Below are 20,178 nucleotides of genomic sequence, written 5' to 3'. Positions count from 1 at the left end.
TAACAAACAGATCCCGTAAGGCCATTCCCGCACCGGAAGTTCCTTTCCGCCAGGCCGTGGAAGCCTCCCCCGTTCAGTCCCGCAGCAGGTCCGGAACCCCGGCCGCGTCCGGTTCGTCGCGCTCTCCCGAGACCACCGTCAGCTGTTGCGTCGCCCGGGTGAGCGCCACGTACAGCACCCGCAGTCCCGCGGGGCTCTCGTCGGCGATCTCCGCGGGCGAGACGACGACGGTCGCGTCGTACTCCAGCCCCTTGGCCTCCAGGCTGCCGAGCGCCACCACCCGGTCGCCGAGCCCTTCGAGCCAGCGGACCGCCTCGTCGCGCCGGTTCATGGCGACGACGACGCCGACCGTGCCGTCGACACGGCCGAGCAGCCGGGCGGCCTCCTCGCGGACCGTCCGGCCCAGCGGCCCGTGCGCGGCCGCGAAGCGCGGCTCGACACCGGTGGACCGCACGGCCGAGGGGGACTCGGAGCCCGGCATCGCGAGCGCGAGCACCTTCGAGGCCAGTTCGGCGATCTCCGCCGGGTTGCGGTAGTTCACCGTAAGGGTGAAACGGCGGCGCGGACGGGTGCCCAGGGCCTCCTCACGGGCCTCGGCCGCCTCGTCCGGGTCGGACCAGGAGGACTGGGCCGGATCGCCGACCACCGTCCAGGTGGCGTGCCGACCGCGCCGCCCGACCATCCGCCACTGCATCGGGGTGACGTCCTGCGCCTCGTCCACGATCACGTGCGCGTACTCGGTCCGCTCCGCCGCGAGCCGCTCGGCGCGCTCGCGCTGGGTCTCCTCGCGGACGGGCATCAGCTCCTCCAGCCCGGTCAGCTGCTCCAGCGGGTCCAGCTCGCGCTTCTTCTTCGGGCGGGCCGGCCGGCCGAGAACGGCCTCGAGCTCGTCCAGCATCGCGACGTCGTGCACGGACAGGCCGTCCCGCTTCAGGGAGCGCGCGACCCTGCGCACCTCGCCGGGGCTGAGGATGCGCCGCCCCCAGCGGCCGAGGCGCCTCTCGTCGGCCATCGTGTCCAGCACGGCCTGCGGGGTCAGCTCCGGCCACCAGGCGGCCAGGAAGTCGAGGAAGGAGTCCTCCGAGGCGACGTCCTCGTCGAAGGAGGAGCGCAGCTCGGCGGCCAGTTCGGGGTCGGTGTGCCGATGGGCCGAGCCGGAGCGCGCCCACAGGGCGTCGAGCAGCAGTTTGCGGGCGCGCGGGCGCAGCAGGTTCACCGGGGCGGTACCGCCGAGGGCGGTGCGCCGGATGCGCTCCAGTTCCTCGGCCTCCAGTTCGAGGCGGCGGCCGAAGGCGACGACCCGCAGCCGGGTGGGCGCCTCGTTCGTCTCCAGGGCGCCCCGGGCGGCCTTCCGCAGCACCTTGAGCATGCGGTACGAGCCCTTGGCGCGGGCGACGGACGGGGAGTCGTACAGCGTGGCCTGCACGCCGTCGACGAGCGAGCCGATCGCGCGGATGGCGACCTGGCCCTCCTCGCCCAGCGAGGGCAGCACTCCTTCGGTGTACGCGACCAGCAGGGGCGTGGGCGAGACGATCAGAATGCCGCCCGCGTATCTGCGCCGGTCCTGGTAGAGGAGGTAGGCGGCCCGGTGCAGGGCGACGGCCGTCTTGCCGGTGCCGGGACCGCCCTCGACGTAGGTCACGGAGGAGGCGGGTGCCCGGATCACCACGTCCTGCTCGGCCTGGATCGACGCCACGATGTCCCGCATGGTGTGGGTGCGGGCCTGGCCGAGGGCCGCCATCAGGGCGCCGTCACCGATCACGGGCAGTTCGCGGCCGTCGAGGGTCGCCGTCAGCTCGGGCCGCATCAGGTCGTCCTCGACGCCCAGCACCTGGCGCCCCTTGGAGCGGATGACCCGGCGGCGGACCACCCGCCCGGGGTCGACCGGCGTGGAGCGGTAGAAAGGAGCCGCGGCGGGCGCGCGCCAGTCGATGACCAGCGGCGCGTACTCCTCGTCGAGGACGCCGATACGGCCGATGTGCAGGGTCTCGGCGATGTCGGCGGTGTTGTCGGGCCGCACCGCGCCCTCGGCGGGCTCGACCGCCGTGTAGGCGCCGTCCGGGCCCTTCTTGCCGTCCTTGCCGCGCAGCAGGTCGATGCGGCCGAAGAGGAAGTCCTCGAACTCGTTGTTGAGCCTGTTCAGGTGTACACCCGCGCGGAAGACCTGCGCGTCCCGCTCGGCCAGGGCTCCCGGTGTGCCGACGTGCCCGCGCTGGGCTGCGTCGTGCATCAGGAACTCCGCCTCGTGGATCTTCTCCTCCAAGCGCCGGTACACCCGGTCCAGGTGTTCCTGTTCGACGCTGATCTCCCGGTCGCGGAGCGAGTCGTGCGCGGACTTGCCGACCGGGCCGAGCGCGGTTTCCTGTTGAACCTGAGCGGCCACCGGGCCCCCTTCTGACGTGCTGGGCAGCCGTCTACCGTACGCGAAGGGGGCCCGAAGAGGCTACGGCCTGCTCCGGACCCCCACACGCGTCGGCCCGCGGCGTCCCTCGTTCGTACGCCGCGGGGTTGCTCAGGCAGGTGTGCGAACGCCTACGCGTCCACGTCCACCAGCTTCTTCCCGTCGAAGGTCATGACCTCGAAGTGGTCGATCTCGTTCGGTGTGAAGGCGGCGCCGCCGTGGACGTAGAGAGGCTTCTTGGCCTCCTCGGTCTTGGCGTTCGTGATGCCGTAGCCCCACCTCGGGACGGACCACGAGGTGACCGTCTCGCGCTCGCCGTTCTTGCCGACGGCGATCAGCGAGCACTTGAGCGGACCCGTGACGTTCTTCAGCTGGAGCACCGCGTGCGTGCCCCAGGCCCTGGGCTCCATCGCGACCACCGCGTTGACCTTGGTGCTCGGGTCGGTCCCCGCATGCTTGTCGCCCATGACCTGGAAGGCCTGCTGGGCGGGGCCCATGGCCATCGGGTCGGTGGCGCCCCGGTCGCTGCCGCCGTTCACCGCCATCACGGTGAGCGGACCGCCGATGATCAGGGCGGCCGCGGCCGCGACGAGGTAGAAACCGCGACGGCGCTTCTGGGCCCGCCGTTCGGACACGTCGTCGATCAGCCGCTCGACCAGCCGAGGGCTGGGCTTGGCCGACAGGGACTCGCCGATGGCCGGGGACCCCTGGCTGCCGGGCAGATCCGCGAGGGCGGCGAGCATCGGTTCCATGCCCGCGAGGTCGTCCAGTTGCTGGGCACACCAGTCGCAGGTGGCGAGGTGGGCCTCGAAGGCCGTGGCCTCGGCGTCGTCCAGGATCCCGAGGGCGTACGCGCCGACGGTCTCGTGGATGTCGCCCTGTCCTTGGGGGCCTTGTGGACCGCGCACGGCCCCAGGGCCGCCGGTGCCGAACCCCCCGTACACATTGCTCATGCCGTCACCCCCCGCTCCTCCAGTGCCAGCTTCATGGACCGCAGGGCGTAGAACACCCGGGAGCGCACCGTTCCGCTGGGGATGCCGAGCGTTTCGGCCGCCTCATTGACCGTACGCCCTTTGAAGTACGTTTCGACCAGGACCTCCCGGTGGGCCGGGGTCAGGTCGTCCAGCGCGTCCGACAGTGTCATCAGCCACAACGCCTTGTCGATCTCGTCCTCCGCGGGGATGACCTCCAGCGGCGACGGGTCGACCTCCTGCGGCCGGGCCTGCCGGCTGCGGTGACCGTCGATGACGATGCGCCGGGCGACCGTCACCAGCCAGGGGCGTACCGAACCGGTTGCTCGATTGAGCTGACCGGCGTTCTTCCAGGCACGGATGAGTGTCTCCTGCACGACGTCCTCGGCGCGCTGCCGGTCGCCGGCGACCAGGCGCAGCACATAGGCGAGCAGGGGTCCCGCGTGTTCCCGATACAGGGCACGCATCAGCTCCTCGTCGGGTTCCGGCGAGGAGGACGCCGCGGACGAGGTCATGCGATGTCGGGCCCTTGGCCTTCGTTCATCAGCCACGGCGGAATCCTTGCGCACGCCTACCTCCGGTGTCCGGGGGTTCCCCCAGTCGGTCGCTCGCATCGGGATACGGAAGCGGGCACCGCCGTGTTCAAAGTGAGACCAGAATTTTCCTGGGCGAGGTGTGGGAGGCCACACCGCTGGGCACTCATTTCTCCCCCAAGGGGACATACGGCCGCCGCGCCCGAGAGACGCAGGTCACAGCGGCCGCGGGCTTCACTCTCACGGCACGCCGGATCATCCTGTGAAAATTTCCCTTGACTTCGATGGAGGAATTGTCGAGGCCTTGGCGCTCCGGTTCGGTCACGGCCACCGTTTGCCATGACTCGCCCGTTTCCTGCGAGTTCCGTGAAAGCCTCTTTTTCTGCGACCAATGGTCTACTTTCGGCGACGATCCGATCCCTTTCCGTCACCATTCCGTTTTCTCTGCCGCCGCGTTCCCGTTCCGCGGTACGGGCGTCGGCAGGGCACGGCTCGGGGCCGAGCCCGACCGCCGGGCCCGGGCCGGGCTCGGCCCGGAGGCCTTCGCGCGCGGCGGGGTTCAGGCGCGGGCCAGCGCCGCCCGGCGGCGGTGGCGGGCCACGCGCTCCCGGTTGCCGCACACCTCGCTCGAGCACCAGCGGCGACGGCGGCCCCTGGACGTGTCCAGGTAGACGATGGGGCAGTTGTCGCCCTCGCACTGCCGCAGGCTCGCCCGCGCCGCGGGGTCCGTCAGCAGTTCGACCGTCTCGCGGGCCACCACGGCGAGGAGTTCCTCGCGGCGCGGCGCCGTACACAGCCTCCGCACCAGCCCGCCGTCCGCCGCACGGACCGCGCACGGCGTCGGCGGCGCTCCCCACGCCACCGTGTTCACCCGCGCCAGCGCCCCGTCGGCCGGCCGGCCCTCCAACTCCCCCCGCACCAGCTGCCCGATGTGAGACCGCAGTTCAAGGAAGGCCGACAGCCACCCCTGGTCCACCTCGGCCAGCGGCGTGCCCGCCGGGACGAGCCCGGCACCGGCGATCCACGCCCGCAACCGCTCCACCGAGTCGAGCCGTTCCTCGGGATGTGTCGTCGCCAGCAGGTCCAGGCAGGTCCGCCCGGAGTCGAACCGCAGCTCGTAGGAGGCCGTGGCGCCGGTTGCCATGTGCCTGTCACCGCCTTGGGTTGCCGCCGTGGGCGGCCGGTGAGGTCCACCGGGCGGACGTGTCCGCTCGAGGGCGCTGCCGGGAGAGCCGTACCGGAGGTCGTACCCCCGTTCGTACCCACTACAGTGCCCGTCCGCACCCGCCCCGGAAAGGCCCCGTTCGCCCCCGCCTCCAGGCCGGACCCCGCACGCGCGCTCCCGCGTCCCCCGGGCCGTCACCCGGCAGGACGGCTCACGCGTCGGCGTACTTGGACTCCGCCGCCGGATCGAGCGCGAGCCGGTAGCCGCGCTTGACCACGGTCTGGATCAGCCGGGGCGCCCCCAGGGCCGTGCGCAGCCGGGCCATCGCCGTCTCCACGGCGTGCTCGTCCCGCCCGGCGCCCGGCAGCGCCCGCAGCAGTTCGGCCCGGGCGACCACCCAGCCCGGCCGCCGGCACAGGGCGCGCAGCAGGGACATACCGGCGGGCGGCACGGGCCGCAGCGCCCCGTCCACCACCACGGCATGCCCACGGATCTCCACCCGGTGACCCGCGACGGGCAACACACGGGCCCGGCCGGGCAGTTCCTGGCACAGCAGCTGGACGAGCGGGCCCAGCCGGAAGCGTTCGGGCTGGATCGTGTCGAGGCCCCGCGCCTGGAGCGGAAGCGCGGTGACCGGTCCGACGCAGGCGGGCACCACGTCGTGCCGGAGGGCGGCGAGCGTCTCGGACAGCAGCCCGCGTTCCCCGGCCCGGGAGAGCAGGGACGCGGCGGCGGGCGCGCTGGTGAAGGTGAGGGCGTCGAGCCCCCGTGCGACAGTGGCGTCGAGCAGCCGGTCGAGAGGTGCCGGGTCCTCCGGCGGCATCCACCGGTACACGGGCACCCCGACGACCTCGGCGCCCCCCTCCCGCAGCGCCTCCACGAAGCCGGGCAGCGGCTCGCCGTGCAACTGGACGGCGATGCGGCGCCCGTCGACGCCTTCGTCCAGCAGCCGGTCCAGGACCTCGGCCATCGACTCCGAGGTGGGCGACCACTCCTCGGTCAGTCCGGCGGCCCTGATGGCGCCCTTGACCTTGGGTCCCCTGGCCAGCAGCTCCACCTCGCGCAGCCGGGCGAGCAGATCCCGCCCCAGTCCCCAGCCGTCGGCGGCCTCGACCCAGCCCCGGAAGCCGATCGCGGTGGTGGCGACCACGACGTCCGGCGCCCGGTCGATCAGTTCCCCGGTGGCGGCGAGCAGCTCGCCGTCGTCGGCGAGCGGCACGATGCGCAGGGCGGGGGCGTGCAGCACCGCCGCGCCGCGCCGCTGGAGCAGGGCGCCCAGCTCGTCGGCGCGCCGCGCGGCCGTCACCCCCACGGTGAACCCCGCGAGCGGGCCGTGTTCGGTTCGGTGCTGGTTGTCGTCCATGGCTGTCGTCCCGCACTCGAGTCGTCGTACCTGCCTGCCGTACCGGGGTCCCCGGATGCCGACCGAGCCTGTCAACGGCGCATGACGGGCCCGGTTCGGCGCCATGTCGCCGGTGTTACGTCACACCTCGGCATAGCCGAGCAGCGGCTTCGCCTCCGAGGCGGCAACGTCGGCTCGGGAGTCGGCGGCCGGACGGCGAAGGTATACGGCCCACGTCACCGCGAACGCCGCGGCATAGAAGGCGAGGAACGCCAGGAACGCGCCCGTCCCGGATCCGTAGGAGAGGAAGGACTGCCGGAAGGCGAGGTTGATGCCCACACCGCCGAGCGCGCCCACCGCCCCGATCAGCCCCATGGCGGCACCGGACAGCCGGCGGCCGTACGAGACGGCCTCCTCCCCGATGAGCCCCAGGGCGGCGGCCTTGGCCTGGAAGATGCCGGGGATCATCTTGTACGTCGATCCGTTGCCGAGCCCGCTGAGCACGAACAGCACCACGAAGACGGCGACGAACAGCGGCAGCGACTTCCGTGCACCGGCCACGACCAGCACCGCGGTGGCGGCGGCCATGGCGATGAAGTTCCACAGGGTGATCCTCGCACCGCCGTACCGGTCCGCGAGCCGGCCGCCCACGGGGCGGACGAGGGAGCCGAGGAGGGGGCCGATGAAGGTGAGGTAGGCCGCCTGCAGCGGGGTCCGTCCGAACTCGTTCTGGAGCACCTGCCCGAACGCGAAGCTGTAGCCGATGAAGGACCCGAAGGTGCCGATGTACAGGAAGGACATGATCCAGGTGTGGACGTCCTTCGCGGCCTCGAGCGCGGCGCCCGTGTCGTTCCTGACGGACGCGATGTTGTCCATGAACAGCGCGGCGAGCACGGCGGCCACGACCACGAGCGGGATGTAGATCCCGAGCAGCACCCGTGGCCCACCGCTCGCACCGATGATCGCGAGCGCGACGAGCTGGATGACGGGCACGCCGATGTTGCCCCCGCCGGCGTTGAGTCCGAGGGCCCATCCCTTCTTCCGCAGCGGAAAGAAGGCGTTGATGTTGGTCATGGAGGAGGCGAAGTTGCCGCCGCCGATTCCGGCGAGCAGCCCGACCCACAGGAAGGTGGAGAAGGAGGTGCCCGGCTTCATGACGACAAACGCGGCGATGGTCGGAATCAGCAGCAGACCGGCGGAGACGACCGTCCAGTTCCGCCCGCCGAAGGCGGCCACCGCGAAGGTGTAGGGCACGCGGACCACGGCCCCGACGAGCGTGACCATCGAGGTGAGCAGGAACTTGTCGGCGGGGGTCAGCCCGTACTCGGGTCCCATGAAGAGCACGAGCACCGACCACAGGGTCCAGATCGAGAAGCCGATGTGCTCGGAGAGGACCGACAGGACGAGATTGCGCCGGGCGGTCCTCTCCCCGGTCTCCCTCCAGAAGGTCTCGTCCTCCGGGTCCCAGTGGTCGATCCAGCGGCCTCCCCCGCGCGGTGCGGGAGCTGTGTTCGGGGCTGACATGGCGCCTCCACGGTTCTCCGGTGCCCTGGCGTCGTACGCGCTGACGAGACCAGAAGGTAGGAAGGACGCGTTTCCGCGCTGTGGCCCCGGGTGACCGCAAGGGAACGTTGCTCTCACGCGGTGGGAAGGGACGCGGTGAGGCGGGCCGCCACCCGGCCGTCGAAGCGCCCCGGATGCAGAGCCCTGCCGGCGGCGACGCCAGGACCGGTGCCGCGATCGCGCCTCCCGGACGACCCCGGGCCCGGCCGCGGACTCAGCCGGCTCCCATCACGTGTGCGTCCGCGGCAGGCAGCCAGGTCCCGTCCCCCGGGCGCAACCACCGGTCCTTCGCACCCAGTTCGACCGCAGCCCGTCGAAGCGCATCGATTCCGGGATGGGCCGCGCCCTTTCGCCACACCAGTGACACGGGTGACAGGGGAACCGGGCCGACCAGCGGCCGCAGCACCATCCGCGGCATGGGCGGGAAGTCCACCACGGCCAGGATCGGGTTTCCCCGCTTCGCCATGATCCGCTGGAATTCCTCGGCGCCCACGGCGAGCGGCGCAGGGGGCGCCAGCCGTATGCCCCGGTTCTCGAAGAGGCGCCGCGCGAGGTCCGTCCACTCCGGTGTCCGGGGATTCCCGGCACCCGCGTACACGGTCTCACCGGCCAGTTCGGACAGCGGCACCTCGGCCAGGGCCGCAAGGCGATGGTCCGCGGGCAGGACGATCGCCATCCGCTCGTAGCGCACCGGCTGCTGGTCCAGCCGCGCCCGGACCGCCGGGTCCAGTCCCGCGAACCGTCCGAAGGACACGTCGAGCCGTCCGGCCAGTATCTCCGCGGCGGCCCCGGTCAGCCCGCTTTCGTAGCGCGCCATCAGGTCGATGTCCGGGACGAGTTCACGAGCCCGTTCCAGGACCCGGCCGCCGATCAGGCCAGGGCTGTTGACGTCCACCAGCAGGGGCCGCTCGGGCTCCCCCGCCCGCCCGAACGCGGCGAGCAGCGCGCCCTGCGCCTCCAGGACCCGGCGCGCGTACGGCAGCAGGCGCGCACCGTCGGGTGTCAGCGCCACCTGGCGGGTGGTGCGGACGAACAACTCGGCGCCCAGTTCCCGCTCCAGCCGGCGAATGTCCCGGCTGAGCGCCTGCTGGGCCAGGTAGAGGCGGCTCGCCGCCCGGGTGAAGTGGAGTTCCTCCGCCACGGCGAGAAAGGAGCGCAGGAGGCGGGCGTCGAGGCCGGTGGCGGGCATCCGGGAAACCTACAACCCAGGTGCGTCAATCGCCATGGAATTCGGTGTTGGACGCCAGGTCAGGGCCTGGGCGACGGTTGATCCATGTCGCAGGCCGCCTCCGCAGCAGATCCGTCCCGGAACCCGTACCGCCGCCTCTTCGCCCTGCCCGGCACACTCGCCTTCACGATCGGGAACCTCGTGGCCCGGCTCCCCATGGGCATGTTCAGTGTGAGCGCGGTGATCATGATCGCCGGGGCACGGGGCTCGTACGCGCTCGCCGGCGCCGTCACCGCCACCGGCCTGCTGGCCACGGCCGTCGTCGCGCCCTGGGTCGCGCGCCTGGTCGACCGCCACGGGCAGGCCAGGACAGCCGTGCCCGCGACGGCGTTCGCCCTGCTCGGCGGCGTGTCCCTGCTCCTCTGCGTGCACTACGACGCCCCGGACTGGACCCTCTTCGCCGCCTACGCCGCCACGGCCACCACACCCAACATCGGCGGTATGTCCCGCGCCCGCTGGGCCCATCTCTTCAGAAACGAGCCCGAGGCCCTGCACACCGCGAACTCCTTCGAACAGGCTGCGGACGAACTGTGTTTCATGCTCGGGCCGGTGCTCGCCGCCTTCCTGTGCGGAACGCTGTTCCCGGAGGCGGGCACCCTGGCCGGCGGGATCCTGCTGATGACGGGCATGCTGCTCTTCACCGCGCAGCGGGCGACGGAACCGCCGCCGAACCGGTGCACCGGGGCGGCTCCACCCCTGCGGGCCCCCGGCATGCCCCCGCTCCTGCTCGGTCTGCTCGCCACCGGCGCGGTCTTCGGTTCGATGGAGGTCGTCACCATCGCGTTCGCCGACGCGCAGGGACACAGGTCGGCCGCGGGTGCCGTCCTCGCCCTCCAGGCCGCGGGCTCGTGCGCCGCGGGCCTGCTGTACGGCGCGCTGAAGCCGGCCGGCCCCGCCGAACTCCGCTACCCCTGGTGCCTGGCCGCCATGACGGGACTGATGAGCCTGCCCCTGCTCGCGGCCCGTACCACCGGCTCCCTCGCCGCCCTGGCACCCGCCCTGCTGCTGGCGGGCATGGCCACCGCCCCCACCATGGTCACGGCGATGACCCTGGTCCAGCAGCGCACCCCCGAGGGCCGGTTGAACGAGGGCATGACCCTCGCGGTCACCGGCCTGCTGGGCGGCGTAGCCGGTGGTTCCGCCATCGGCGGCTGGGCCGCGGAGCATCTGTCCCCGTCCACCGGCTTCGTCGTACCGACGGCCGCGGCGGCCCTCGCTCTGCTGATCGCGGCCGGCCACACCGCCGCCACCCGCGGCTAACGGCGCGCGGCAGCCACCCGGCGGGCGTAGCGGAAACCGCGCCGGGCCGCGGCCCGGCAGGATCCGCCGCCCATGTCCTGCCCGGGTCCCGCGCCCACCGCACGCCGTCGCGGTGGGCGCCCGCGCCGACGCGCCTGATCCCTTCCGCGACGGCGGGCGGGCCGGGTGTTCACCGCGCCGTGGACTCCCGCCGGCACTCCCCGACGGCGCTCGGCGGCGCAGCGAATCTGCGCTGATTCGTGCGCCGCCCATTGACGTGCCCCGAGCCCCCACATACCTTCCCCCGTCGAAGCGCTTCGACGTCACGCATCGAAACGATTCGACGACGGTTGCGTGGCACCCCAGACCCCCATCCGACTCCCCGGGAGGCACTGGATGTTGACGGCACGAAGGCGTGTGGTGGCGACGGCGGCTGCGGTCCTCACCGGATCCCTGCTCCTGGCCTCCTGCGGCGGCTCGGACAGCGGATCCTCCGACGGCAAGACACTGAAACTGTGGCACTACGAGGCCCCGAACAGCGCGATGGGCATCGCCTGGAACGAGGCCATCAAGGAGTTCGAGGCGAAACACCCGGGCGTGAAGGTGAAGTTCGAGGAGAAGGGCTTCGAACAGATCCAGAAGACGGCGCCCATGGTCCTCAACTCCTCCGACGCGCCCGATCTCATGGAGTACAACAAGGGCAACGCGACGGCGGGCCTGCTCTCCAAGCAGGGGCTCCTCACCGATCTGACCCCCGAGGTCACCGAGCACGGCTGGGACAAGATGCTCAGCGCGGGCGTCAGGACCACCAGCCAGTACGACGCGAACGGCGTCATGGGGTCCGGGAAGTGGTACGGAGTACCCAATTACGCCGAATACACCATGGTCTTCTACAACAAGGACCTCTTCAAGAAGTACGGCATCGCCGAGCCGAAGACGCTCGACGACCTCACCTCCGCCATGGACACGTTCGTCGCCAAGGGCGTCACCCCGCTCGCCAACGCCGGCGCCGAGTACCCGGCCCAGCAGTACCTCTACCAGCTGGCCCTGTCCAAGGCCGACCGCTCCTGGGTCGACTCCTACGAGCTCTACAAGGGCAAGGCCGACTTCCACGACGCCGCCTGGACGTACGGCGCCACCACCTTCGCCGACTGGGTGAAGAAGGGCTACATCGGCAAGACCTCCAGCGGCGCCAAGGCGGAGGACGCCGGCGTCGCCTTCATCCAGGGCAAGAACCCCATCCTGTTCAGCGGCAGCTGGTGGTACGGCCGCTTCAAGGCGGAGAACAAGTTCGACTGGGGCACGATGCTGTGGCCCGGCTCGAACCTGACCCTCGGCTCCGGCGGCAATCTGTGGGTCGTCCCCAAGGGCGCGAAGAACAAGGACCTCGCCTACGACTTCATCGACATCACCATGTCGAAGAAGATCCAGAACCTGCTGGGCAACAAGGGCGGCGTGCCCGTCGCCGCCGACACGTCCGCCATCACGGACCCGCAGGCCAAAACGCTCATCTCGAACTTCAACACCCTGTCCGACCGTGACGGCCTGGCCTTCTACCCCGACTGGCCCGTTCCCGGCTTCTACGACGTCCTCGTCTCCGAGACCCAGAAGCTGATCACGGGCAGCGAGAAGCCGGACGACTTCCTCGACCATGTGCGGCAGGCGTACGACAAGGGCGTGCCGCAGCAATGACGGTCACCGTCGAACGGGGCGCGCGGGCCGTCGGGAAACCACCGCGCACCGGCCCGCGCCGCCCGCGCACCTCGTACGCCCTCTTCCTGCTCCCCGGTGTACTCACCTTTCTTGTCGTGGTCGTCGTCCCGTTCCTGATGAACACGGGCGTGAGCTTCACCGAATGGAGCGGCATCGGCTCGCCGAAGTGGACCGGGCTCGCCAACTACCGCGAGCTGACGCACGACAGCGAGTTCTGGGCGTCCTTCCGGCACAGCCTGTTCATGGTCGTCGCCATGGCCGTCGTACCGACGGTGGTCGGACTCGTCCTGGCCGCCGCGCTGTTCGACTACATCGGCAAGCACTTCGGCACGAAGATCGCCGCCGTGCTCCGCGCCTGCTTCTACCTCCCGCAGGTGCTGCCCATCGCGGTCGCAGGCATCGTCTGGAGCTGGATCCTCGCACCCGAGAACGGCGCCCTGAACGCACTGCTGAAGGCGATCGGGCTCGGTTCCTGGCAGCAGGACTGGCTCGGTGACCCGGACATCGCCCTCTACAGCGTCATGGGGGTGATGGTGTGGGTGCAGATCGGCTTCCCGCTGGTCGTCTTCATGGCGGGTCTCCAGCGCGTCGACCCGCAGCTGTACGAGGCGGCCGAACTGGACGGCGCGGGCTGGTGGCGCCGTTTCTGGCACATCACGCTGCCGCAGATCAGGCCCGAGATCTCGGTGGTGCTGACCTGGTGCACCATCGCCGCGCTCAAGGTCTTCGGGGCGGTCTATGTGCTGACCAAGGGCGGCCCGGGCGGCGCGACCGACGTCCCGTCGTACTTCTCCTTCACCACGTTCTTCGAGAAGACCCAGGTCGGTTACGGCGCCGCGATCTCCACCGTGCTGACCGTGATCATCCTGCTGCTCTCCCTGGTGGGCCTGAGGTTCCAGACCCGCGCCGAGGACACCGAGGAAGGGGTCCGCGCATGACCACCGCCCTACGCCGCTACCCCGTGCTCGTCGCCCTCTGCCTGGCGGCCCTGTTCATGGTGCTGCCGTTCCTCATCGTCGCGGTCAACGCCTTCAAGTCGCCCGCGGAGTACTCCCAGCACGGCCCGCTGAGCCTGCCGGGGGGCTTCTACGTCGACGGTCTCAAGGACTTCTGGCAGCGCGTGGACTACAGCCAGAAGCTCCTCAACTCGGTACTGATCAGCGGCTGTGTCGCGGTTCTCGCCGCGGTCCTGTCGATCCTCAACGCCTACGCGATCGGCATCGGCCGCATCAAGGGCCGCACCTGGGTGCTGGCCTTCTTCGTGCTGGCCAACGTGCTGCCGCAGGAGGCGCTGGTCTACCCGCTGTACTACCTCAGCAAGCAGGTCGGCCTGTACGACACACGGCTGAGCGTGATCATCGTCTTCACGGTGATCCAGTCCGCCTTCGGCACCTATCTGCTCTCCTCCGTCCTCGGGCAGTTCCCGCGCGAGGTCATCGAGGCGGCCCGGATCGACGGGGCGAACCAGTGGCAGGTGCTGTGGCGCGTCGTGGTCCCGGTCAGCCGCCCCACCATCGGCGTGCTGCTCGTCTTCTTCTTCATCTGGACGTGGAACGAGTTCCTGCTCCCGCTGGTCATGCTGATCTCCAACGACAACCAGACGGTGTCGGTGGCGCTCGGCGTGCTCCAGGGCCAGCGGCTGATGGACGCCACGATGACCAATGCGGCGGCCCTGCTGGGCGTCCTGCCCGCACTCGTCTTCTTCCTCGTCTTCCAGCGGACTCTCACCCGCGGCATCGCCGTGGGTGCCGTCAAGTAGGGGGTACGCGCTTGAAGTTCACCGACGGCTACTGGCTGCTGCGCGAAGGCGTCACCGCGGCCCACCCGGTGGAGGTCCTCGATGTGACCGCCTCCCCGGGGGCACTGGAGATCCACGCGCCGACGCAGCCCATCCGCCACCGCGGCGACCTGTTGAAGGGACCGGTCGTGACGATCAGCGCGCACGCGCCGATGCCGGACGTCATCGGCGTCACCTTCACCCACTTCGAGGGCGAGCAGCCCCGGGGCCCCCGTTTCGAGGTGCGGCGGGAGGACGGCTTCGCACCGCACACGGAGTACGACGAGGACCACGCCACCCTCACCTCGGGTGCCCTGTCGGTACGGGTCGCCCGCACCGGCCGCTGGCAGATCGACTTCCTGGCCCATGGACGCACCCTGACCACCAGCGGCCCCAAGGGCATGGGCATCATGCGGGACCCCGGGGGCGCCCACTACCTGCGCGAGCAGCTGAATCTCGGCGTCGGGGCCTCGGTGTACGGCCTCGGTGAACGCTTCGGGCCGCTCCGGAAGAACGGCCAGGTCGTCGACATGTGGAACGCCGACGGCGGCACGGCGACCGAACAGGCCTACAAGAACGTCCCGTTCTATCTGACGGACGCGGGCTACGGGGTCTTCGTCGACCATCCGGGCAAGGTGTCCTTCGAGGTCGGCTCGGAGGCGGTGTCCCGGGTCCAGTTCAGCGTGGAGGGCCAGCAGCTGACGTACTACGTCGTCTACGGCCCCACCCCCAAGGAGATCCTGCGCAAGTACACGGCCCTCACCGGCCGCCCCGCCCTGCCGCCCGCCTGGTCCTTCGGTCTGTGGCTGTCCACGTCCTTCACCACCTCCTACGACGAAGGCACCGTCACCTCCTTCATCGACGGCATGAAGGAGCGCGAACTGCCCCTGTCCGTCTTCCACTTCGACTGCTTCTGGATGCGCGAGTTCAACTGGTGCGACTTCCGGTGGGATCCGCGCGTGTTCCCGGACCCCGAAGGCATGCTGTCCCGGCTCAAGGACAAGGGCCTGCACATCTGCGTCTGGATCAACCCGTACATCGCCCAGCGCTCGCCGCTCTTCGCCGAGGGCAAGGCCCTCGGTCATCTGCTGCGCCGCCCGGACGGCAGTGTGTGGCAGTGGGACCTGTGGCAGCCGGGCATGGCGCTCGTCGACTTCACCAGCCCGGCCGCCCGCGACTGGTACGCCGCCAAACTGGAGGCACTGCTGGCGCAGGGCGTGGACTGCTTCAAGACCGACTTCGGCGAGCGCATCCCGGTGGACGTGGCGTACGCGGACGGCTCGGACCCGGAGCGGATGCACAACTACTACACGTACCTGTACAACCGCACCGTCTTCGACGTGCTGCGCAAGCACCGCGGCGAGGGCGAGGCCGTCGTCTTCGCGCGCTCGGCCACGGCGGGCAGCCAGCACTTCCCCGTCCACTGGGGCGGCGACTGCGAGGCCACGTACGAGTCGATGGCCGAGTCGCTGCGCGGCGGGCTCAGTCTCGGCATGTCCGGCTTCGGGTTCTGGAGCCATGACATCGGCGGCTTCGAGGGCACTCCCACCGCGGCCCTGTTCAAACGGTGGCTCGCCTTCGGGCTGATGTCCTCGCACAGCCGGCTGCACGGCTCCTCCTCCTACCGGGTGCCATGGCTGTTCGACGAGGAGGCCGTCGACGTCCTGCGGCTGTTCACCCGGCTGAAGCTGCGCCTGATGCCGTATCTGTACGAGACCGCGCGCACCGCACACACCGACGGCGTGCCGATGATGCGGGCGATGATGCTGGAGTTCCCGGACGACCCCGGGTGCGCGCATCTGGAGCGGCAGTACATGCTCGGCTCCGACCTGCTGGTCGCGCCGGTCTTCAGCGACGAGGGCGACGTCTCGTACTACGTGCCCGAAGGCGAGTGGACCCATCTGCTCGACGGGCGCACGGTCACCGGGCCGCGCTGGGTCCGCGAGCGGCACGGTTTCTCCAGCCTGCCGCTGCTGGTGAGGCCGGGGGCGGTGATCCCGATGGGAGCGGTGGACGACCGGCCCGACTACCCCTACGCGGACGGAGTCACCCTGCATGCCTACGGCCTCGGGCGCGGGGCTCGGGTGACGGTGGCCGTCGGGGACGTGACCTTCACCGTCGTCCGGGAGGGGGACACACTGCGGGCCTCCAGCAGTGACCCGACGGCGCCCTGGGCCCTGGCCTGCGGGGACCGTGCCGTACGGGCGGCCGCGGGCACCGGGTTCCTCTCCCTCGAACTGGGCTGACCATGGTGAAGATCACGGATGTGGCACGGCATGCGGGTGTGTCGCCCAGCACCGTCTCGTACGCGCTGAGCGGCAAGCGCCCCATCTCGCAGATGACCCGGCAGCGCATCGAGTCGTCCATCCGCGAGCTGGGCTACCGCCCGCACGCCGGCGCGCGGGCGCTGGCCAGCAGCAGGTCGAACGTCCTCGCGCTGGTCGTCCCCCTGCGGGCCGGCATCCATGTCCCGGTGGTGATGCAGTTCGCGGTGTCGGTGGTGACCACCGCACGCGGCCACGACCACGACGTGCTGCTGCTCACCCAGGAAGAGGGTGAGGAGGGGCTCCGCCGGGTCGCGGACACGGCGCTGGTGGACGCCCTGATCGTCATGGACGTCCAGCTGCGCGACCCGCGGCTGCCGTTGCTGCGGTCACTCGACCGGCCCTCGGTGCTGATCGGGTTCCCGCAGGAGCCCGACGGTCTCACCTGCGTCGACCTCGACTTCAGGGCGGCGGGCGAGCTGTGCGTGGAGCGACTCGCCCGGCTCGGCCACCAGGTCGTGGCGCTGGTCGGCTCACCGCCCGAGGTCTACGTGCGGAAGACGGCGTTCGCCCAGCGGGTGGTGCAGGGGTACACGGCCGCCGCCGACCGCAACGGGATGTCCTCCTGCGTCGATCCGTGCGAGGCGGCGCCGGGCGCCGCCCGCCGGGTCGCCGAACGGCTGCTGAGCGAACAGCCCGCGCTGACCGGGGTCGTCGTCCACAACGAGGCGGTCCTGGAGCCGCTGATCGAGGCCTTCGAGCAGCTGGGACTGCGTGTCCCCGGAGATCTGTCGATCATCGCGATCTGTCCCGACGAGCTGGCCGAGTCCCTGCGCGTCCCGGTCACCTCGGTCGCCCTGCCGTCCGCCGAGCTGGGCGCACGGGCCGTGGAACTGCTGACGAAGAAGCTGGACGGCGCGGCCGTCCCCGAGGCGACGCTCCTGCCGCCGCGCCTGACGGACCGCGCCAGCACCGCGCCACGCAACGCGTCCTGAGATCCCTCACCTGCACGGCCTTACTCGAAGGAGCCCTGAGATGAAAGGGGTCACACGCTCGAAGTGGGTCGTCGAGACGGCCGTGTACGACGTGCTGGTGGGCGCGTCGTCGGCGGACATCCGTGCACGGACGTCACTGGAGGTGCGGGGGGAGACGATCCCGCCCCGTGACCTGTCCCGGACGACCCGGGCGGAGAACTTCGACGACTACCGGGGGATCAGCCTGGTGGACGAGTCGAAGGTGCGCGGAACGGCGGTGCGGGCGACGGCGGAGGGGCGTGGCCGAAGTTCGCGGACATGCTCCTGGGCTCGGGCACGGACGGGTTCGCCGCGCGCCTCGCCGGTGCGGCGGGCACGGTGGAGGTCCGCCTCGGCTCCCCCACCGGCGCACTCGCCGGCACGGCGCACTTCGACGGCACGTCGTCGCCCTACGCCTACGAGACGGTGAAGGCCCCGCTGACGACTGCGGCGAGGGGGAGCCGGGACGTGTGCCTGGTCCTGCACGGAGATCTTCGCCTGTCGACGTTCCGCCTGCGCCGAGGTCCGCGTACCGGACCCGGCCGGGACCGTGGGGGTCGAGCCCGGCCGCGCACGACCCGTCGTCGCAGCCGGGCGTGGAGCGGGGGTGCGCTTCCCCCGCTCCACCGGCTCGCACCGACGGCTGCGACGACAAAGGCCCCGCTGTCCGAGAACAGCGAGGCCTTGCCCACATGGGGTAGGTGGAGATGGCGGGAATCGAACCCGCGTCCAACGGTGCGGAATCAGGGCTTCTCCGTGTGCAGTCCGCTTCGTTTTTCTCAGCCCCGGAGATCACGCGGACAAGTCTCCGACGGGCTCAGTCACTGTTTGGTTTCCCTCTTCACCCCGTGACCGGGATCAAGGTTTAGTCCCCTAGCTGATGCCAGGATCCGGGTCGGGAACAGCCCCGGGCTGACACTCCCTGTTTAGGAGGCTCGCTCTGCTGCCTTATCAGGCAGCGAGGGCGAAGGCCTGCTGGGAGGAATCGCGCTTGGTATTGGCGATTATTTTTTTCGGCCTGTGGTTTACGAGATCATGGCCGCTTCCTCGACACGCTTCCCCTGCTTCGACAACCGCTGTCGAAACCGATCATCCCCATGTTGATTTTTCAATCCTCACACCGGCTATGCGGTGCAGCCGCCATCGTACGTGATCGACGCACCCCTGTGCCAGCGTATTCCCGGCGGTCACCCCGCCATGACTAGACGTTCAACCGCGTACGGGACCCGGTCATTCCCCGGCTCAGGCCTGCTGCCGGCGCCGGACCGCCGAGATCGTCCGCTCCGTCTCGCGGCGGTCCTGCTTCTCGCGCAGCGTCTGCCGCTTGTCGTACTCCTTCTTGCCCTTCGCCAGCGCGATCTCGACCTTGGCGCGGCCGTCCTTGAAGTACAGGGCGAGGGGCACGATCGTGTGACCCGTCTCCTGCGACTTGGACTCCAGCTTGTCGATCTCGTCGCGGTGCAGCAGCAGCTTGCGCCTGCGGCGGGCACTGTGGTTGGTCCAGGTGCCCTGGCTGTACTCCGGCACGTGCACGTTGTGCAGCCACGCCTCGTGACCGTCCAGCTGCACGAAGCCGTCCACCAGCGAGGCCCGCCCCTGGCGCAGCGACTTCACCTCGGTGCCCATGAGGACGAGACCGGCCTCGTAGGTGTCGAGGATGTGGTAGTCGTGCCGCGCCTTCTTGTTCTGCGCGATCAGCTTGCGCCCTTTTTCCTTAGCCATAGTGCCCACCATTTTCGCACTACGGAGGGCCTTGGAGGGAAGCGCATTACCGGGAGCGCCGGGCTCGCTACGAAGGGTCGCCCAGACCGCTGAGCACCGTCTCGGCCCGCTTGAGCACCTCGCGGTCGGTCACGAGGTCGGGAGTGATGCCGCGGCCGTCGACGCCGCGGCCGGAAGGGGTCCGGTAGTGCCCGACGGTCAGTTCCGCGACGGAGCCGTCGGGGAGGCGGCTCGGCATCTGGACCGAGCCCTTGCCGAAGGTGCGGGTGCCCACGACGACGGCGCGCCCGCGGTCCTGGAGGGCACCGGTGAGCAGTTCCGCCGCGCTCATCGTGCCGCCGTCGACGAGTGCGACCAGCGGTCTGGTGGTGTCGCCGCCGGGGTCGGCATGCAGGGCACGCTGGTCGCCGTTGACGTCGTACGTCGCGACGAGTCCCCCGTCGAGGAAGGCCGAAGCGGTGGTGACCGCCTCGGTGACCAGGCCGCCGGAGTTGCCGCGCAGGTCGAGGACGATCCCGGCGCCCTTGGGCGCCTCGGCGACGGTTCGGCGGACGAGGTCGCCCGACCCCTTGGTGAAGGCGGCGATCCTGATCACGACGACCCGGTCGGCGAGCCGGCTCACGGACACCGAGTCCGTGGACAGCCGGGCCCTGCGCAGCTCCTGGTCCCAGCGGTGCGGGCCACGCTGCAGGCCGAGCCGGACCCGGGTGCCGGCCGGTGCCTCGTCGGCGTCCCCACGCAGGAGGGCGACCACCTCGGTCACGGGCCTGCCGTCGACGCCCTTGCCGTCGACGCTGCGCAGCCGGTCGCCCGTGCGGACACCGGCGCCTGCCGCGGGCGAGCCGGGCTGGACCCGGGTCACCTCGATCCTGCCGTCCCGCTCGCGCCGTGCGGACAGTCCGACGCCGGTGTACTGGCCGTCGAGGGCTTCTTCGAACTCCTGGTACTCGCCCTGGGAGTAGACGGCGCTCCAGCGGTCGCCGCTGCGGCTCACGGCGCGTTCGGCCGCCTCCATGGGGGACTTGCCGTCCGCCATCGCCTTGGCCGCCGCCTCGGTCACGGTGTCGTCCTCGGCGGTCAGGGTGTCGGACCCGGCGGCGGAGGTGGCCTTGCCGACGGACTCGTCGAACGAGCCGGTCGCCGCGCCCGCGACGAGGACGCTCGTGAAGACCAACGTCAGGGCCGCCCCGCGGCCGATGCGACGGGGCTGACAGAACGGGTCACGGCCTGACATGCGGGTGAGTCTA

The 20,178-nt window shown here is 70.8% G+C and carries 15 protein-coding genes, 1 other RNA gene and 1 pseudogene; 7 read left to right on the top strand and 10 right to left on the bottom strand.

Annotated elements, in window-relative coordinates:
* Positions 1-73: 73 nt before the first annotated feature.
* From ACSHXN_RS24985 to ACSHXN_RS24955, 7 genes are all read right to left on the bottom strand, one after another.
* Positions 74-2,383, bottom strand: coding sequence for a HelD family protein (locus ACSHXN_RS24985; RefSeq protein ID WP_355129046.1), 2,310 nt, complete (start codon positions 2,381-2,383; stop codon positions 74-76).
* Between the two features lie 149 nt (positions 2,384-2,532).
* Positions 2,533-3,354: an anti-sigma factor family protein gene (locus ACSHXN_RS24980; RefSeq protein ID WP_438303729.1), complete on the bottom strand. Its 822-nt coding sequence runs from the start codon at positions 3,352-3,354 to the stop codon at positions 2,533-2,535.
* Complete coding sequence (locus ACSHXN_RS24975) at positions 3,351-3,887, bottom strand: sigma-70 family RNA polymerase sigma factor (RefSeq protein ID WP_059127811.1); 537 nt, start codon at positions 3,885-3,887, stop codon at positions 3,351-3,353. The genes ACSHXN_RS24980 and ACSHXN_RS24975 overlap by 4 nt, the downstream gene beginning before the upstream one ends.
* A 577-nt stretch (positions 3,888-4,464) precedes the next feature.
* Positions 4,465-5,049, bottom strand: a complete 585-nt coding sequence (locus ACSHXN_RS24970) for a CGNR zinc finger domain-containing protein (RefSeq protein WP_438303728.1) — start codon at positions 5,047-5,049, stop codon at positions 4,465-4,467.
* Positions 5,050-5,281: 232 nt separating this feature from the next.
* Positions 5,282-6,433, bottom strand: coding sequence for a uroporphyrinogen-III synthase (locus ACSHXN_RS24965; protein ID WP_355129040.1), 1,152 nt, complete (start codon positions 6,431-6,433; stop codon positions 5,282-5,284).
* A gap of 120 nt (positions 6,434-6,553) precedes the next feature.
* A complete protein-coding gene (locus ACSHXN_RS24960) occupies positions 6,554-7,936 on the bottom strand; it encodes a nitrate/nitrite transporter (protein WP_355129038.1) in 1,383 nt (460 codons plus the stop codon).
* Positions 7,937-8,189: 253 nt separating this feature from the next.
* A complete protein-coding gene (locus ACSHXN_RS24955; RefSeq protein WP_355129036.1) occupies positions 8,190-9,164 on the bottom strand; it encodes a LysR family transcriptional regulator in 975 nt (324 codons plus the stop codon).
* 84 nt (positions 9,165-9,248) lie between these two features.
* On the opposite strand from ACSHXN_RS24955, the gene ACSHXN_RS24950 reads away from it, so the two are divergent.
* The 7 genes and pseudogenes from ACSHXN_RS24950 to ACSHXN_RS24920 form a co-directional block, all read left to right on the top strand.
* Entirely contained in the window at positions 9,249-10,463 is a 1,215-nt protein-coding gene (locus tag ACSHXN_RS24950; protein WP_355129034.1) for an MFS transporter, read from the top strand.
* Between the two features lie 375 nt (positions 10,464-10,838).
* On the top strand, positions 10,839-12,134 hold the full coding sequence (locus tag ACSHXN_RS24945; RefSeq protein WP_355129032.1) for an ABC transporter substrate-binding protein: 1,296 nt from the start codon (positions 10,839-10,841) through the stop codon (positions 12,132-12,134).
* Positions 12,131-13,093 (top strand): carbohydrate ABC transporter permease, encoded by a 963-nt coding sequence (locus tag ACSHXN_RS24940; RefSeq protein ID WP_438303726.1) that lies wholly within the window; start codon positions 12,131-12,133, stop codon positions 13,091-13,093. Before ACSHXN_RS24945 ends, ACSHXN_RS24940 begins: the two co-directional genes overlap by 4 nt.
* Entirely contained in the window at positions 13,090-13,914 is an 825-nt protein-coding gene (locus tag ACSHXN_RS24935; protein ID WP_355129028.1) for a carbohydrate ABC transporter permease, read from the top strand. Before ACSHXN_RS24940 ends, ACSHXN_RS24935 begins: the two co-directional genes overlap by 4 nt.
* 11 nt (positions 13,915-13,925) lie before the next feature.
* Positions 13,926-16,178, top strand: a complete 2,253-nt coding sequence (yicI, locus tag ACSHXN_RS24930) for an alpha-xylosidase (protein ID WP_356109558.1) — start codon at positions 13,926-13,928, stop codon at positions 16,176-16,178.
* A gap of 2 nt (positions 16,179-16,180) precedes the next feature.
* Positions 16,181-17,191: a LacI family DNA-binding transcriptional regulator gene (locus ACSHXN_RS24925; RefSeq protein ID WP_438303725.1), complete on the top strand. Its 1,011-nt coding sequence runs from the start codon at positions 16,181-16,183 to the stop codon at positions 17,189-17,191.
* 297 nt (positions 17,192-17,488) lie between these two features.
* Positions 17,489-17,644: pseudogene (locus tag ACSHXN_RS24920) on the top strand (hypothetical protein); the annotation flags it as partial.
* 264 nt (positions 17,645-17,908) lie between these two features.
* Here the strand turns inward: ACSHXN_RS24920 and ssrA are convergent.
* The 3 genes from ssrA to ACSHXN_RS24905 form a co-directional block, all read right to left on the bottom strand.
* Positions 17,909-18,306, bottom strand: a transfer-messenger RNA (tmRNA) gene (ssrA, locus tag ACSHXN_RS24915).
* Positions 18,307-18,451: 145 nt separating this feature from the next.
* On the bottom strand, positions 18,452-18,931 hold the full coding sequence (gene smpB, locus ACSHXN_RS24910) for an SsrA-binding protein SmpB (RefSeq protein ID WP_355129023.1): 480 nt from the start codon (positions 18,929-18,931) through the stop codon (positions 18,452-18,454).
* Positions 18,932-18,998: 67 nt separating this feature from the next.
* Positions 18,999-20,165: a S41 family peptidase gene (locus ACSHXN_RS24905; RefSeq protein ID WP_355797768.1), complete on the bottom strand. Its 1,167-nt coding sequence runs from the start codon at positions 20,163-20,165 to the stop codon at positions 18,999-19,001.
* Positions 20,166-20,178 lie beyond the last annotated feature (13 nt).

The organism is Streptomyces sp. HUAS TT11 (genome assembly GCF_051553595.1).
Classification (GTDB): domain Bacteria; phylum Actinomycetota; class Actinomycetes; order Streptomycetales; family Streptomycetaceae; genus Streptomyces.
The sequence above is the reverse complement of the archived record's forward strand: the minus strand, read 5'-3'. Positions and strand labels throughout refer to the sequence as shown.

Excerpts from the sequence above, each read along its gene's own strand:
- ACSHXN_RS24980 (WP_438303729.1), bottom strand. The coding sequence starts at position 3,354 with ATGAGCAATGTGTACGGGGGGTTCGGCACCGGCGGCCCTGGGGCCGTG.
- ACSHXN_RS24975 (WP_059127811.1), bottom strand. The coding sequence starts at position 3,887 with ATGACCTCGTCCGCGGCGTCCTCCTCGCCGGAACCCGACGAGGAGCTG.
- ACSHXN_RS24970 (WP_438303728.1), bottom strand. The coding sequence starts at position 5,049 with ATGGCAACCGGCGCCACGGCCTCCTACGAGCTGCGGTTCGACTCCGGG.
- ACSHXN_RS24965 (WP_355129040.1), bottom strand. The coding sequence starts at position 6,433 with ATGGACGACAACCAGCACCGAACCGAACACGGCCCGCTCGCGGGGTTC.
- ACSHXN_RS24960 (WP_355129038.1), bottom strand. The coding sequence starts at position 7,936 with ATGTCAGCCCCGAACACAGCTCCCGCACCGCGCGGGGGAGGCCGCTGG.
- ACSHXN_RS24955 (WP_355129036.1), bottom strand. The coding sequence starts at position 9,164 with ATGCCCGCCACCGGCCTCGACGCCCGCCTCCTGCGCTCCTTTCTCGCC.
- ACSHXN_RS24950 (WP_355129034.1), top strand. The coding sequence starts at position 9,249 with ATGTCGCAGGCCGCCTCCGCAGCAGATCCGTCCCGGAACCCGTACCGC.
- ACSHXN_RS24945 (WP_355129032.1), top strand. The coding sequence starts at position 10,839 with ATGTTGACGGCACGAAGGCGTGTGGTGGCGACGGCGGCTGCGGTCCTC.
- ACSHXN_RS24940 (WP_438303726.1), top strand. The coding sequence starts at position 12,131 with ATGACGGTCACCGTCGAACGGGGCGCGCGGGCCGTCGGGAAACCACCG.
- ACSHXN_RS24935 (WP_355129028.1), top strand. The coding sequence starts at position 13,090 with ATGACCACCGCCCTACGCCGCTACCCCGTGCTCGTCGCCCTCTGCCTG.
- ACSHXN_RS24925 (WP_438303725.1), top strand. The coding sequence starts at position 16,181 with ATGGTGAAGATCACGGATGTGGCACGGCATGCGGGTGTGTCGCCCAGC.
- smpB (WP_355129023.1), bottom strand. The coding sequence starts at position 18,931 with ATGGCTAAGGAAAAAGGGCGCAAGCTGATCGCGCAGAACAAGAAGGCG.
- ACSHXN_RS24905 (WP_355797768.1), bottom strand. The coding sequence starts at position 20,165 with ATGTCAGGCCGTGACCCGTTCTGTCAGCCCCGTCGCATCGGCCGCGGG.